Origin of the sequence: Mucilaginibacter pocheonensis (genome assembly GCF_031456535.1) — a bacterium.
In the GTDB taxonomy this organism is placed as follows: domain Bacteria; phylum Bacteroidota; class Bacteroidia; order Sphingobacteriales; family Sphingobacteriaceae; genus Mucilaginibacter; species Mucilaginibacter pocheonensis.
In genome coordinates, this window is sequence record NZ_JAVDUU010000002.1 from 225,730 (window position 1) to 240,683 (window position 14,954).

The 14,954-nt window shown below is 42.4% G+C and carries 13 protein-coding genes; 9 read left to right on the top strand and 4 right to left on the bottom strand.

The annotated features are described in order from the left end of the window. Window positions 1–229: 229 nt before the first annotated feature. The 3 genes from J2W55_RS07800 to J2W55_RS07810 all read right to left on the bottom strand — a co-directional run bounded on the left by J2W55_RS07800 (window position 230) and on the right by J2W55_RS07810 (window position 5,690). Window positions 230–2,494 carry a Tex family protein gene (locus tag J2W55_RS07800; protein ID WP_310093925.1) on the bottom strand — a complete coding sequence of 755 codons (2,265 nt, stop codon included), beginning with the start codon at window positions 2,492–2,494 and terminating at the stop codon, window positions 230–232. Between the two features lie 204 nt (window positions 2,495–2,698). After that, window positions 2,699–3,472 (bottom strand): SGNH/GDSL hydrolase family protein, encoded by a 774-nt coding sequence (locus J2W55_RS07805; RefSeq protein WP_310093927.1) that lies wholly within the window; start codon window positions 3,470–3,472, stop codon window positions 2,699–2,701. A 97-nt stretch (window positions 3,473–3,569) separates the two neighbouring features. Next, window positions 3,570–5,690: a prolyl oligopeptidase family serine peptidase gene (locus J2W55_RS07810; protein ID WP_374726363.1), complete on the bottom strand. Its 2,121-nt coding sequence runs from the start codon at window positions 5,688–5,690 to the stop codon at window positions 3,570–3,572. 331 nt (window positions 5,691–6,021) lie between these two features. Between J2W55_RS07810 and J2W55_RS07815 the strand changes: the two genes are divergently transcribed. Continuing rightward, window positions 6,022–6,774, top strand: a complete 753-nt coding sequence (locus J2W55_RS07815; protein WP_310093929.1) for a hypothetical protein — start codon at window positions 6,022–6,024, stop codon at window positions 6,772–6,774. Window positions 6,775–6,880: 106 nt separating this feature from the next. Here J2W55_RS07815 and J2W55_RS07820 read toward each other — a convergent pair whose 3' ends face one another. Further along, the gene (locus J2W55_RS07820; RefSeq protein WP_310093931.1) at window positions 6,881–7,210 is read right to left on the bottom strand and encodes a hypothetical protein; all 330 of its coding nucleotides are present in this window, start codon (window positions 7,208–7,210) and stop codon (window positions 6,881–6,883) included. A gap of 24 nt (window positions 7,211–7,234) precedes the next feature. Here J2W55_RS07820 and J2W55_RS07825 point away from each other — a divergent pair, with 24 nt between their 5' ends. From J2W55_RS07825 to J2W55_RS07860, 8 genes are all read left to right on the top strand, one after another. After that, entirely contained in the window at window positions 7,235–7,981 is a 747-nt protein-coding gene (locus J2W55_RS07825; RefSeq protein WP_310093933.1) for a UDP-2,3-diacylglucosamine diphosphatase, read from the top strand. A 194-nt stretch (window positions 7,982–8,175) separates the two neighbouring features. Further along, the gene (prfA, locus tag J2W55_RS07830) at window positions 8,176–9,249 is read left to right on the top strand and encodes a peptide chain release factor 1 (protein ID WP_310093936.1); all 1,074 of its coding nucleotides are present in this window, start codon (window positions 8,176–8,178) and stop codon (window positions 9,247–9,249) included. Window positions 9,250–9,560: 311 nt separating this feature from the next. Further along, a complete protein-coding gene (locus tag J2W55_RS07835; protein ID WP_310093938.1) occupies window positions 9,561–10,508 on the top strand; it encodes an FAD:protein FMN transferase in 948 nt (315 codons plus the stop codon). Window positions 10,509–10,691: 183 nt separating this feature from the next. Then, a complete protein-coding gene (locus tag J2W55_RS07840) occupies window positions 10,692–11,036 on the top strand; it encodes a hypothetical protein (RefSeq protein WP_310093941.1) in 345 nt (114 codons plus the stop codon). A 30-nt stretch (window positions 11,037–11,066) separates the two neighbouring features. Beyond that, window positions 11,067–11,942 (top strand): hypothetical protein, encoded by an 876-nt coding sequence (locus tag J2W55_RS07845; protein ID WP_310093942.1) that lies wholly within the window; start codon window positions 11,067–11,069, stop codon window positions 11,940–11,942. Window positions 11,943–11,950: 8 nt separating this feature from the next. Next, on the top strand, window positions 11,951–12,634 hold the full coding sequence (locus J2W55_RS07850; RefSeq protein ID WP_310093944.1) for a response regulator transcription factor: 684 nt from the start codon (window positions 11,951–11,953) through the stop codon (window positions 12,632–12,634). Window positions 12,635–12,637: 3 nt separating this feature from the next. Next, window positions 12,638–13,972 carry a sensor histidine kinase gene (locus tag J2W55_RS07855; protein ID WP_310093946.1) on the top strand — a complete coding sequence of 445 codons (1,335 nt, stop codon included), beginning with the start codon at window positions 12,638–12,640 and terminating at the stop codon, window positions 13,970–13,972. A gap of 224 nt (window positions 13,973–14,196) precedes the next feature. Continuing rightward, window positions 14,197–14,877: a YiaD family glycine zipper/OmpA-like lipoprotein gene (locus J2W55_RS07860; RefSeq protein WP_310093948.1), complete on the top strand. Its 681-nt coding sequence runs from the start codon at window positions 14,197–14,199 to the stop codon at window positions 14,875–14,877. Window positions 14,878–14,954 lie beyond the last annotated feature (77 nt).

The window sequence follows — 14,954 nt, forward strand, 5'->3', positions numbered from 1 at the left end:
TTATCATTCCTGCGGAACGAAGGATCTACCATATAATAGATTCTTCGCTACTGCTATTTATGATTTGTCGCATATTTGTCTGTCAGACCGTTATTGCTGGATATGAAGCAAGCACACATATTTTCTCTGTACAGCATAAAGATTGCTTCCTACTTCGCAATAACGGGAACACCTGTTTCTTAAATAGATATCAAATGTTATTTGATATCTATGAATTTCACACGCTTTTTTACTTAAACTTATTCTTTAGTGCGGCCAGTTTAATGGCGATATCCGTTTCAGGCTGCTGTTCGGGCTTTTTGTTATAAACGGGCTTGTTACCGGCCGGTCGCCTGTCGTCATTCCTTCTCTCGTTCGGGGTGCTTTTATCATTCTCTTTCATTGACAGGGCAATGCGTTTGCGGTTCACATCTACTTCGGTAACCGTAACCTCTACTTTTTGCTGTACTTTAAGCACCTCATTGGGATCTTTTATGTACCGGTTGGTGATCTGGCTCAGGTGTACCAGCCCATCCTGGTGAACGCCAATATCAACAAAAGCACCAAAATTGGTAATATTGGTAACAATACCCGGCAGTTTCATACCTACTTTTAAATCGCCTATGGCATTAACCCCTTCGGTAAAGCTAAACGCTTCAAACTGTTCACGCGGGTCGCGGCCAGGTTTAGCCAACTCGGCCATAATATCATTAAGAGTAGGCAGACCCACAGTTTCTGACGTATATTTTTGCAGCGGGATGCTTTTACGCAACGGGGCGTTGTTCATGAGGTCTTTTACCGTGCAGTTCATATCCTTTGCTATCTGCTGTAACAGGCTATAACGTTCGGGATGTACCGCGCTTGAATCCAGCGGATTTTCGGCCTGGTGTATCCGCAGAAAGCCTGCCGCCTGTTCAAAAGCCTTATCGCCCAGGCGCGGCACTTTTTTCAGTTGGTCGCGCCGTTTAAAGGCACCGTTCTGGTCACGATATTCTACAATATTTTGTGCCAGCTGCGGCCCAAGGCCCGATACATAGGCCAGTATTTGTTTAGATGCTGTATTTAGTTCAACCCCAACAGCGTTTACACAGCTCATTACGGTATCATCCAGTGATGTTTGCAGTTTGTTTTGGTCCACATCGTGCTGGTACTGCCCAACACCTATTGATTTCGGGTCGATCTTTACCAGCTCTGCCAGCGGGTCCATTAATCTGCGGCCTATAGATACCGCTCCTCTTACAGTAATATCTTTGTCCGGAAACTCCTCCCTGGCCACATCTGATGCCGAATAGATAGAAGCGCCACTTTCATTCACCATTACAATGGCTACACCAGGTAAATTCAGGTTACGTACAAACAGTTCTGTTTCGCGGCCTGCGGTACCGTTACCTATGGCAATGGCTTCAATGTTATATTTCTTAAACAGGTATTCCACGGTTTTTTCGGCCTCACGCGCCTGCCCTGCGCCGGTATGCGGATAAATAGCGGTGTTCTCCAGCAATTTGCCCTGCTCATCCAAACAAACCAGTTTGCAACCGGTACGGAAACCGGGGTCAATAGCCATTACGCGTTTTTGACCCAGCGGAGCGCTCAGTAAAAGCTGGCGGGCATTTTCGGCAAATACACGGATAGCTTCTTCATCTGCTTTCTTTTTGGTGAACAGGCGCACCTCCGTTTCCATCGATGGTTTTAGCAATCGTTTATATCCATCAGCAATGGCTTGTTTTACCTGGTTGGCCGATGTATTATCGGCTTTTACAAAAGTATCCTCAAGTATGGCAATAGCTTCTTCCTCTTCAGGCTTTATATCCAGCCATAATATCTCCTCTTTTTCGCCCCGGCGCATAGCCAGTATGCGATGCGATGGCGCCGATTTTACCGGCTCGGTCCAGTCAAAGTAGTCTTTATATTTTATGCCTTCTACCTCCTTGCCTTCAATAACTTTGGATTGAAATGTACCTTTTTCAATAAACAGTTCACGGATACGGGTACGTACCTCTGCATTTTCGCTGATGGTTTCGGCAATAATGTCCCTTGCGCCAGCTAATGCATCTTCGATGCTGTTTACGCCTTTTTCGGCATCAATATATACCGCCGCTTCTGTTTCCAGATCGACCTTGCGCTGCTCCAACAGCAGGTCGGCCAGCGGTTGCAAGCCTTTTTCGCGGGCTGTGGTAGCACGGGTTTTGCGTTTAGGGCGATAGGGCAGATATATATCTTCCAGCATTACCATGGTTTCAGCTTCGTTGATCTGTTTTTCAAGATCGGGCGTAAGCTTGCCCATATCAGTAAGCGATTTCAGGATGGCCTGGCGGCGCTTATCCAAATCGCGTAACTGTTGTATGCGGTCGCGGATCTCTGTAACCTGCACTTCATCAAGGGTGCCGGTAACCTCTTTACGGTAGCGGGAAATAAATGGCACGGTAGCGCCTTCGTCAAGCAGTTCAATGGTTGCGCTTACCTGTTTTTCGGCGATGGAAAGTTCCTGGGCTATTTTTTTATAATGAACTATCATAGTAAAATTCTGGATTGCGAAGTTGGCACTCTTTAGGTAAAAAACAAAAAATGGTTTGTAAAAAGATAAAGGCTACGGAGCTAAGTGTAACCCATCAGGTTATGCCGAATTTATTTTGGCCATCCCATAAGATTATTTTCTGATAAGATTAAAACTTGCAAGAGAGACCTGAAACAGGTTCAGGGCGACTTATTATCTTTTCTTCTACTTCAACTTTTTCACTACCCGCTCAATCGCCTTACCCCAAAACTCACCTAATGACACCGCCCCTGTTTTATTGGGGTGCAGATAAAACGTTCCCTCATGACCGTTTTCGGGGATCAGCTCGGTAAGGTGATGTTTTTTAAAGTAGCCAAACGCTTTTTTATCCCCCACAAAAACATGGTTAGGATGGGTGCCGCCGTAAGCGGTAACCAAACTATCCAGCCTGGGCACATAGCTTTGCAGGCGGGATAAACCTTCCTGCAGGTATTTTGCACCATTATAAGTGTTGGGGCTATACCAAATAGGGTGCTGAAATATGATGATCGCTTTTGGGAAATCGGCCAATAGTTTATCGGCAATGGTTTTTACATTGTTAATATAATCCTGCGGCGATACCGGCGCGCCATGAGGACCATGTATAGCACTGTCATTAGTGCCAAGCTTCATGGAGAATATCAATAGGGCTTCTTTATCTGTAAACCCGTTGGCCGCCTGTTCAACTTTGTCAAAAGTGTTTCCGCCTGGCAAAAAATCAAGCGTGGTATAGCCACTGTGCCCCTGGTTACTAAATTCAACGGTGCCTAAACTTTTTTGCTGCCTCAGCCAGGCTACAGCCGTGGCCGGCGGCGCTTCTGTAGAAGGATCACTTAATTGAACACCTTGTGTTATACTATTGCCAATAAATACAATATTGATGTTTTGCTTTTTGTGCTGGCCAAAAGCGGCCGAAAAACTAAGCAACAGTGTAGCTGCGATAAAAAAATATAATTTCATAAACTCATTAATTTCCGTTAGTCCCTTTTCAGGAGAAGAATAGTCTATCTTTTGTTTTTAACAATGCTTATAACTATTCATTCCAAACAAAAGCTCCTTACCACTTTATGCCCATATTCCAGAACATGAACGCCCATTTGTCAACCTGACCGCTTATTACCTGTGCGGTGCTCTGGCCTGCCCCATGCCCGGCCTTGGTTTCAATACGGATAATTGTAGGGGCAGTACCCCGCTGATATTCCTGCAGGCGCGCGCCAAACTTAAAAGAGTGCGCTGGCACCACACGGTCGTCATGGTCGGCAGTGGTAACCATAGTTGCCGGGTACTGGTTAGGTTTTAAGGCATGGTACGGCGAGTAATTGTACAGGTATTCAAACATTTCTTTGGAATCTTCGGCCGTGCCGTAATCATAGCTCCAGCCAGCGCCAGCGGTAAATTTGTTGTAGCGCAGCATATCCATAACGCCAACGGCGGGGAAAGCCACCTTAAACAGGTCGGGCCGCTGGGTAAGCATGGCGCCTATAAGCAGTCCGCCATTTGATCCGCCCGAAACCGCCAATCGCTCCGTTGAGGTGTATTTGTTTTTAATAAGATATTCAGCTGCGGCAATAAAATCATCAAACACATTTTGCTTTTTCATTTTAATGCCCTTACGGTGCCAGGTTTCGCCATACTCGCCTCCGCCACGTAAATTAGGAACCGCGTAAATACCGCCATGTTCCAGCAATATAATGTTCGATGTGCTGAAAGCCGGTGTTAGGCTGATACCAAAACCACCATAGGCATACAGCAGCGTTGGGTTTTCGCCATTAAGTATAGTACCTTTTTTATAGGTAATGATCATCGGGATCCTGGTTTTGTCTTTTGAAGTATAAAACACCTGTTTTGATTCATACAGTTCAGGATCAAATTTAACACCCGATTTTTTGTATATAACCGATTTACCTGTAGCGATATCCAGCTTGAAAATAGTTGGCGGGTATATGTAGCTGGTAAAGGTATAGTAGGTTTCCTTTTCTGCCTTTTTTGTTCCAAAACCTGCGGCCGTACCTACTGACGGCAACGCAATGGTGCGCTCGAGCCGGCCATCCATATCATATTGCTGTACAAATGAGGTGGCATCCTTCAGGTATTCGGCAAAAATTTTTCCGCCGCCGGTACTCGCGCTTAACACATTTTTGGTTTCGGGTATCAGGTTATGCCAGTGTGTTACAGTTGGTTCAGAGGCATCAACCGTTACAATTTTAAAATTGGGCGAATAAATATTAGTTAATATATAAAGTTTGCTGCCTACATTATCAAGTATGGTATGCTGATTATCAAAATTATCAACCACATTAACAATGTCGCTTCCGGGTTTGCTCAGGTCCTGAATGTACAATTCGTTACCGGTGGTTGATGTAGCCGCAGTGATCACCAAAAACCGTTCGTCTTCGGTAAGGTACGCTCCTATATATCTGCGCGGTGTTTTGTCACCGCCGAAAATAAGCTTATCCGTACTTTGCGGGGTGCCCAACTTGTGGTAATATAATTTATGGAACTGTGTCATCCCTGATAACTGGCTGCCTACTACAGGTTTGTCATAACTGCTATAATAAAAACCATCAGTACCTTTCCAGGCCAGGCCACTGAATTTTATATCATTAAGGGTGTCGCCAACAATACTTTTATCGTCAGTTTTTATCACAATCACCTTGCGCCAGTCTGACCCGCCCTCTGATATCTGGTAAGCGGCCAACTCGCCATTCCTGGTAAAATCAATTCCCTGCAGGGAGGTAGTGCCGTCGGCCGAGAATTTATTGGGATCAAGGAATATTTCAGGCGTACCATTGTCACCAATCTGGCGGTATAGTACGGATTGGCTTTGCAAACCGTCATTCTTATAAAAATAGGTGTATTTACCTTCTTTAAACGGTGCGCTGTACTTTTCATAATTCCATAAATTTTCCAGCTGCTTATGCATCTCATTACGGTAAGGGATCTGGCCCAGGTAATTTTGTGTTACCTTATTCTCTTCCTTTACCCATTCTTTGGTATCGGCGGCCTGGTCGTCTTCCAGCCAGCGATACGGGTCGGGAACATGTGTATCAAAATAGGTGTCAACGGTATCAACTTTTTTGGTTTGTGGATAGGATAGTGCTTTTATAGTCATTTGTTGAGCATTGGTTTCACCGCAAAATAAAACAGCTAATGCAAATAAACAGGCAGTTAGTTTCATGTTAATTTTAAATTACAGGGAACTAAAGATAGGGATTTGACCATAATGCCGGTAGCCAATTTGGCCGATAAAGGTTAAAAGTTGTTAATTTTGCCCAATTGCTGCCATTTAATTGGCCGGGGCAAGCTATATTAGCCCCCGATTATGAAAAACAGGCATTGCTAAAAACCAACCATAGTTTAGCAGTAGACATCTGTGTAATTATTTATTTACAATGGATCTTGGTTGATAATGCCTTTATTGATAATAATGCTTTTTTTTACACGTTTGCTAAACCAAATAAGCAGGTAACCGGCAAGCTTACATACAAGTTATTAGTACAATTTATAACATGAAACAAACCTTTACATTACTTTCTACAGCTTTATTTATGCTGATAGCGTTTAACTCCCTGGCCCAGGATACCAACACTGACGAGGACACGCCGGCAAAACTTAAAAGCTACATCAGTATATTTGGTGGCCAGTCAAGGCCATTTAAAGATTTTAAAAGCACTGATTACAGCAACCCAAAATCGGGTTTCGCAAAAAAAGGCTTTGTAATAGGTATTGATGGGGCCGTTTATATTTATAAACATCTTGCCATCGGTTACACCATATCAAAACAAGACCAGGGCAACCTAACTTATAATGATGATCAAATATTATCACAGGGCTATACAGACGATTTTAAGGCCGACGGCTCAACGGTTACCGCCGATAAGCGCTACAGAAGCTATAACATTTTATTAGGGCCGCAGTATACCTTTGTGTACCATCGCTTAAGCTTTGACCTGAGAGCATCTGCCGGTGTTATAAAAAATACCGCCACGCCAAGTTTGCAAGTATCTATTGACGGAGTGCCTGCCCAAACCGCCGCGTTTACGCAGCAAAGCTCAAAAGCTACGGTGTTTGCCTATGGTGGCAGCGCCGCCATTAAATTTAATATGGGTGCCGGCTGGGGCTTAATGCTTAAAGGCAATTATATTGAATCAAAAGGGCCCAATATTACCACTACCGGCCGTACCAGCAATGTGGGCCGTATTGTAACCAAACAACCCATGACCGAAGGACAGCTTGTACTTGGTTTGCTCAAAGAATTTTAATAAGCAAACTATCTGCATTATCATACAAAAACAGGCAGTTGATAGATCAGCTGCCTGTTTTGTTTTAATGTCCTTTTAAGTGGCCCCGGCTTACAAATAACCTTGGTTACTTCTTTGCTTCGGATTGTGTGCCATCACCTTTATCATTCGGCTTTGGTGGCAGTTCATCATCAAAGTTTAAAGTATAGGCCGATTCTGATGCACGGCTGGCTGCTTCCAACGCGCTGATATTGGGTTCATCCGTATCAAGCAACTCGTTGCCGGTATCTTTTCCTTCGCCTTGTTCAAATTCATTGCCTGGATCTTCGTCTTCACGGGCATCATCAAGATTTGGATTTTCTGGATTGGTCATAGCTTTTTTCGTTTTACATACAACCACAAAGCCACCAGGTTGTTTGCTCAATTTATCCCTATCATTCCGGCTTTTTCCTTTCATGGTTAAACTGTATTTTTGCCCGGTATGTCAACCCGCAACAAGCTTTACTTCGCATCTGATTTTCATTTAGGCACCGGCAGCTATTCTGAAAGCCGCAAACGCGAAGACAGGATAGTGAACTGGCTCGACAGTATAAAGAACGATGCCGCCGAGCTATTTTTAATGGGCGATGTTTTTGACTTTTGGTTTGAATACAAAACGGTTGTGCCCCGGGGATATATCCGTTTTTTGGGCAAACTGGCCGAACTTACCGATGCCGGCGTAAAGCTTTATCTTTTTAAAGGTAACCACGACATGTGGATGTTTAGCTATTTTGAAAAAGAACTTGGGGCTACCATTATCAGCAATGAATTAAAAATTGAACGCGGGGGGAAAAAATTCTTCCTTCACCACGGCGATGGTCTTGGCCCTGGCGATGGGTTTTACAAAGTCTTAAAAAAGTTTTTCCGCAGTAAATTTTGTCAATGGCTTTTTGCCCGCGTACACCCAAACTTGGGTGTGGGCATAGCCAATTACTGGTCAACACACAGCCGCATCAGTAATCAGAAAAAAGAAGATCCTAAACCAGGCGAGCAGGAATGGCTTGTGGCTTTTTGCAGGGAAGAGCTGCAAAATAATTTTTATGATTACCTTATTTTTGGGCACCGCCATTTACCGCTCGATATACAATTAAACCCAAACAGCCGTTATATAAACCTGGGCGAATGGGTAAATTACAACACTTATGCGGAATTTGACGGCACAACGCTTGCGCTTAAAAGTTTTGAATAATATCACCATAATTACTGCTGATCCAAAACACATTGCTCCATCCCATTACTTACAATACGCTGAACTATATATGCCTGAAAATGCGTACTTTTGTGGGCTTTTGTAGCAGGCCCTGTACCCGACCAAAAACGTAAAGACTTTCTTAGCCGGACCATTATTAAAACAGCTGCTGCATTAATATTGAAAATTAGTATATGTTAGAGAAATTAGAACTGATATTTCAACGCTGGAAGAGCGTAGAAGGCGAACTGAGTAATCCGGAGGTTATGTCGGATATGAAACGCTTTGCCCAGTTAAATAAAGAATATAAAGACCTTGCCAAAATTGTTGACGAGTATCATATATACCGCAACATTGTAAGCAATATAGAAACTAATAAAGAGATACTGGCTACTGAAAAGGATGAAGAGTTTAGGGAAATGGCAAAAGCCGAACTCGACGAACTGTTAATTCAGCGCAATGAAAAGGAAGAAGAGATACGCCTGATGCTGATCCCAAAAGATCCCGAAGACAGTAAAAATGCCATTGTTGAAATACGCGGCGGAACAGGCGGCGATGAGGCGGCCTTGTTTGCGGGCGACCTTTATCGCATGTATATGCGCTATTGTGAAAAACGTGGATGGAGAACGGAATTGGTTGATTATACCGAAGGTACCAGCGGCGGTTACAAGGAAATTGTATTTAATGTAATAGCCGAAGATGCTTATGGCACCCTGAAATACGAATCGGGCGTACACCGTGTACAACGTGTGCCTGATACCGAAACACAGGGCCGGGTACATACTTCTGCCGCTTCGGTTGTGGTATTGCCCGAGGTTGACGAATTTGACATCGACCTGCAGGTAAGTGATATCCGTAAAGATCTGTTTTGCGCATCAGGACCGGGCGGTCAATCGGTAAACACCACCTACTCTGCCGTAAGGTTAACCCACATCCCTACCGGTATTGTGGCACAATGCCAGGATCAAAAATCGCAATTAAAAAATTACGATAAGGCGTTGCAGGTATTACGCTCAAGGGTGTATGAAATGGAATTGCAGAAACACCTGGAAGAAACATCCAAAAAACGCAAAACCATGGTATCAACCGGCGACCGGTCTGCTAAAGTACGTACCTACAACTACCCGCAGGGCCGCTTAACCGAACATCGCATCGGGCTTACTATATATAACTTACCTGGCGTATTGAACGGCGATTTGCAGGAGATACTGGAATCATTACAGTTTGCAGAAAATGCTGAGAAACTAAAAGAAGGAACCGTAGTTTAAGCACATCTTAAGCCATCAAATTATCATCATAAAAAATCCTGGCCGTATTAACTAATAGGCCGGGATCTTTCTTTTTTACCAATTTTTAACGAGATCGGGGTTATTCTGATAACCAATTGTAAATCAATTGTTAAAAATTGTAAAATCCGCAATTCGGGGCACTTATCCTGCCATTTTTCATCTTATTTTCATATAAGGGGGCTACTTTAGTTTTTGTAGGGCGGTAATGTAGCACTTTGACTAATGCTATCGTATAGTTTTTAAACACGTTAATTGCCGCCTATTTTTTTGACGATAACTAAATTTTATTTATGCTGGCTGTAAAAACTTTAACCAATAATTTAACCACCTATAGGCGTAGCGTACGTTTAATGGGTGATAAATTTGAAATTAGTGTAGTGGGGAACGATCCTTTACTGGCCGATGAACAAATTGATATTGCCATTAATGAAATTAACCGTGTTGAAAAACTGCTGTCGGCATTTAGCGAAGACAACAGCATTAACCAGATCAACCGGAATGCCGGTGTTGAACCCGTAAAGGCCAATGCCGAAATTTTCAGGCTGATTGACAGAGCCCTGCAAATATCAGAACTTACCCATGGTGCTTTTGATATTACCTATTTTGCAGGCACAGGTTATACCGGCGACGATGCTGCCCTTGCTGAAAATGCCGATGTAAAAATTGCGCCTTCGCGCGTAATGCTTACCAATTATAAAAATGTAGTGATTGATGCCGCCAGGCAAACCGTTTTTTTAAAGGAAAAAGGGATGCGTATTGGCTTTGGGGCAAATAGCAAGGGTTACGCTGCCGACAGGGTGAAATATATTTTGCAAATGAACGGCGTAAGCAGCGGAGTTATTAACGTTGGCGGCGATTTGCTTACCTGGGGTACACAACCAAACTTAAAACCTTGGACTGTTGCCGCTGCCGATCCTGACCAAAGCAAACAACCATTTGCACATCTTGATATCAGCAATCTGGCTTTTGCAACATCGGTTAATGCCGACAAGTACGCAAACATCAGCGACAATAAATTTGTAAACGTGGTAACTGCAAAAAAAGGGTTCCCGGTGAGCGAGATCACAAGCGTAAGCATTATTAGTCCAACTGCCGAACTATCTGATGCAATGGCATCACCAGTAATTAATATTGGTGTTAATGCTGGCTTATACCTGATCAATCAACTCAATCAAATTGCCTGTATCATCATTGATGATCAAAACCGTATTTATACATCAAAGGATGTTAGTATCTGATATAAACATCTGTTATACTTGTAACCATTCCTGTAAACTTTAGCTTCAAAAATTCATTTACTTCAGTGTTTTGTATCCAAATATGGAAGTAAATGAATTTTTTATAAACAGAGCCCTCCCCTTAGGTTTAACTGTTTAAATTGGCCGATATTTGAAAATAATTTTAAGTTTTTCCTCCTCTCAATGATAAAGTGGTTTGCGTATATTGTCCTGTTATTGATATTTGCGCCATGTTTATTATTTGCCGGCATTAAAAACAGTGAATCAAACACCGTTTTTAACAAGGATTACAGTATGTTGAAGCATGATAAAGCAGCACAGGATACTTTATTGCCCAAAAATGCTAAACAACGCGATCTGGACGAAAAAAATAAAATTAAAGAGGTAGCAAAGGCTAAAAAGCAGGCCAAGCCCGAAAAGGTTGATGACTCAGGCGTACCCATAGTGCCTAAACCAAAACCTAAAAGACAGCGCCGGCCCGAGGGATTGGAACGCCCGCCGGAGATACCCAGAAGAAATGGCAATTAAACAGGTTAATAAAAAATTTACCAATTATTGATGAAGTACTTTTGCTTACTTTTATTTATTGCCAGCAGCAGCACCCTATATGCTGAAGGTATGGATTGGGGCCTTTTAACCGGGCGCAGCCACCGGTTAGTTGCTGATACTGATACTATTATTCGCAAAAAGTCGGTTTCTGTGGGGGTAAGCTATGGAAGCGATGCCCTGTTTTTTGGGCGCACCGGACCAATCAAATATCCATTTTTAACCGGCGATGTCATATATAACAGCAAATCGGGCCTATTTGTGTATAGTTCAGTACTAAAGGTTTTAGGTTATGCCCCGGTTGATGAGGTTGACGTAGGCGGCGGGTATTTTTATAAGTTTTCAAAAGCGTTTTCGGGCGCGGCCAGTTACACCCGGTTTATCTTTAACAAAAACGCCAATGTTATTAAGTCGGCATCATCAAATGATATCAACTTAAAAAACTCCTATGATTGGCATATCCTTAAAACAAGCGTAGTATTTGATTATCTTTTTGGCAAATCCAATGACTTTTTTACTACCATAAGCAATTCAAAATACTTTGAAAGCAGCTGGAGTATTTTTGACGACCAGGATTACCTTTCATTTAATCCTTCATTCAACATGATCCTGGGTACACAGAACTTTGTGCAGCGATATGAGGTTGATCACCGTTACCAGCATGTACTGCCACCCAGCATCATTGAGCATATTGACCCGGCGGCGGCACGCAGGAACAGGCGATTCAACATGCTGAACTACAGCTTTAAAGTACCGGTGGCCTACAACAGGCCTCATTATACCCTTGAAGCTTCCTGGCGTTACTCCATTCCTGTAAACGTTGAAGGAACACTTGAAAACCGCCGTGAGTCGTTTTTCAATTTTACATTTTACTACCTTTTTTATTGATCGGACCTATGACTGTGTTGATCATCGAAGACGAAAAAGCGCTTGCGCAGGAACTTGAAATATTTCTGACCAACTATAATTACATTTGTGATGTATGCTTTAACGGCGCTTCTGCCTCTGAAAAGATCGCCGTTAATTTATATGATTTTATTTTAATAGACCTCGGACTGCCTGATTATGATGGGCTCGACCTGTTAAGGGAAGTGAAGAAAATGGATTCAGAGGCTGCCTGCATTATTTTAACAGCCCGCGCCGAAATTACCGACCGGATAAAAGGGCTTGACCTGGGCGCCGATGATTATTTGCCCAAACCGTTTTCATTGCTGGAATTACAAAGCCGCATGCAGGCTATAATACGTCGTAAATTCGGAGTAAAAAACAACATCATTGAATTAGCCGGGTTTGTGATAGATTTAACCAATCGTACTATTTCATATCATGACAGCGTTGTTAATACCATCACCAAAAAAGAATTTGACCTGATAGCTTATTTAATTTTACACAAAAACAGGACCCTAACCCGTATGCAATTGAGCGAGCATATTTGGGGCAGTGTAGTAAATAACGACTATGATTCAAACTATATTGACGCGCACATTAAAAATATTCGTAAAAAATTAAATGCCTTCGCCCCGCCCGACTGGCTTGAAACCGTACGGGGCCTGGGCTATAAAATAAAGATCAACGCTTAAGTATTGAGACTAAGAACAAAACTTACGCTCTTTAACGCCATATCAAAATTGGTGATCGTGATACTATTTGTATTGCTGGTACCTGTATTGATCAGAAATATTAGCAGTAATTATGTTGACAGCAAGCTCAACAAACAAAAAAACAAACTACTGCAAATAGTACAAACTCACGGCATTCAAGCTTATATTGAAAACGGAGAAGGTTATGGCAGCTACCTGCCGCTTAAAGAGGAATACATAAGCTTGGAGGAGGTTGATCCCAATTATTTTTCAGATACTATAAAAAGAGGCAGACGCCTGTTTAGCGAGGGCGATACGCTTCAATACCGGATACTAAGCCATACCTTTAAGGTTAAAGGTAAAAATTACCTGCTCGAAATTGGCAAAAGCGTAGATACCCTTGATGAAACCAGCGCCCCTTTGCAAAACATTGCGTTCCAGGTGCTGCTGGGTATGATATTATTAACCATCCTGGCCGATCAGTTTTATTCAAACTATGTGCTTAAACCGCTGCGGCTCATTATTAAAACCAAGCTTGTAGCGCAAAAGTTTCCAAACTTTCATTCTTACCACAAGGTACGCACCACAACTACTGATTTTGAATACCTGGATATCAGCATCCATAAAATGATAGAAACCATTGCTGATAAGTTTCATAAAGAACGTGAGTTCATTTCAAACGCCTCGCATGAACTGATGACCCCGATATCTATCCTTCAATCAAAAATTGAAAACATGTTTGAAGAGGAGGACATTAATGATGAACTAAAGGGAAGGCTGCTTGAAATGCAGAAGATATTGAACCGTTTAAAAAGCATAACCAAAACTTTATTGCTGATATCGCAAATTGAGAACGAACAGTTTTTAAAGGAAGACAAAGTTCCGCTAACCGAGCTGTTGCAGGATGTATATGACGAGATCTCCATACGCCTGCAGGAAAAAAACATAGCTTATGACATATCAATACCCGATAACTGGAATTTAGTAAATGTTAACAAGTTCCTGTTGTTTAACCTGTTTTTCAACCTTATAAATAATGCCATTAAATACAACCGCGAAGGCGGCTATATTAAAATAACAGGCGTCGCGGTACATAACAACTTCATTGTTAGCATAACCGACAATGGTATAGGGATTAATGCCGATGCTTTGCCATTTATATTTAACCGCTTCAAAAAATTCCGGCAGTCGTTACAGCAGGATAGTTTTGGCCTGGGCTTGCCAATTGTTAAATCAATAGCCACGTTTCATAATATTGATATTGAAGTGGTATCAGAAAAAGACCTGGGCAGTACATTCAAACTTATTTTTCCGGCTACGTTAATTGTGGTTAGCTAAACATCGGGTTTATTGTAGCGACAATTTTACAACTCTTGTACTAAAAACAAGCCATTTTGTGAAGTGATGTCAAAATGGCTAATGCCCGTCTGAAAAATACTTTCCTAAATATTAAAAAAATATAGTAATAGTGCGCATTTACCCCCTTTAAAAAACAACGGTTGTTTTTTACCGTTTTGGCATCTGCTTTGCAAATACCAATAAATAAACATATCATAATTAATATGAAAACTCTTAAAATTAAGATTGCCACGCTAAGTTTGGCTTTAGCTACAGTAGGTGTTTTAGGCTCAGGTTGCGATTCATTGACCAAAACACAAAAAGGTGCGGCAATTGGCGCGGGTGCAGGCGGTACAGTTGGTGCTTTTATTGGTAAAGCTGCGGGTAACACTGCCTTAGGCGCCATAATTGGTGGTGCTGTTGGTGGTACTGCCGGCGCATTTATTGGCCGTAACATGGACAGGCAGGCTGCAGAAATTAAGCAGACCGTGCCAGGAGCAACGGTAACCCGCGAAGGTGAGGGTATTTTGGTTAAGTTTGATTCAGGTATTTTATTTGATACAGACAAGGCCGATCTTAAACCAGCCGCCCAAACTAACCTGCAAAACCTTGCTGCTTCGTTGCAAAAAAACGTAAATACCAATATTTTAATTGTAGGCCATACTGATGACACCGGTTCCGATTCGCACAATATGGATCTTTCGGTAAGAAGGGCCGAATCAGTGAAATCATTTATAGCTGCCGACAATGTAAGTCCATCGCGTTTAACAACCAAAGGCAAAGGCGAAAGCGAACCAATTGCTGATAACACCACCACTGCAGGCCGCGCGCAAAACCGCAGGGTTGAAATAGTTATTGTTGCTAATGATCAAATGAAGCAACAAGCTAAACAAGCCGCTCAATAATTAATACCACATAATAAAAAGATCAAGTTAATAAAGCAAAAAACCCAGCCGCAAGGGCCGGGTTTTTTGCTTTATAT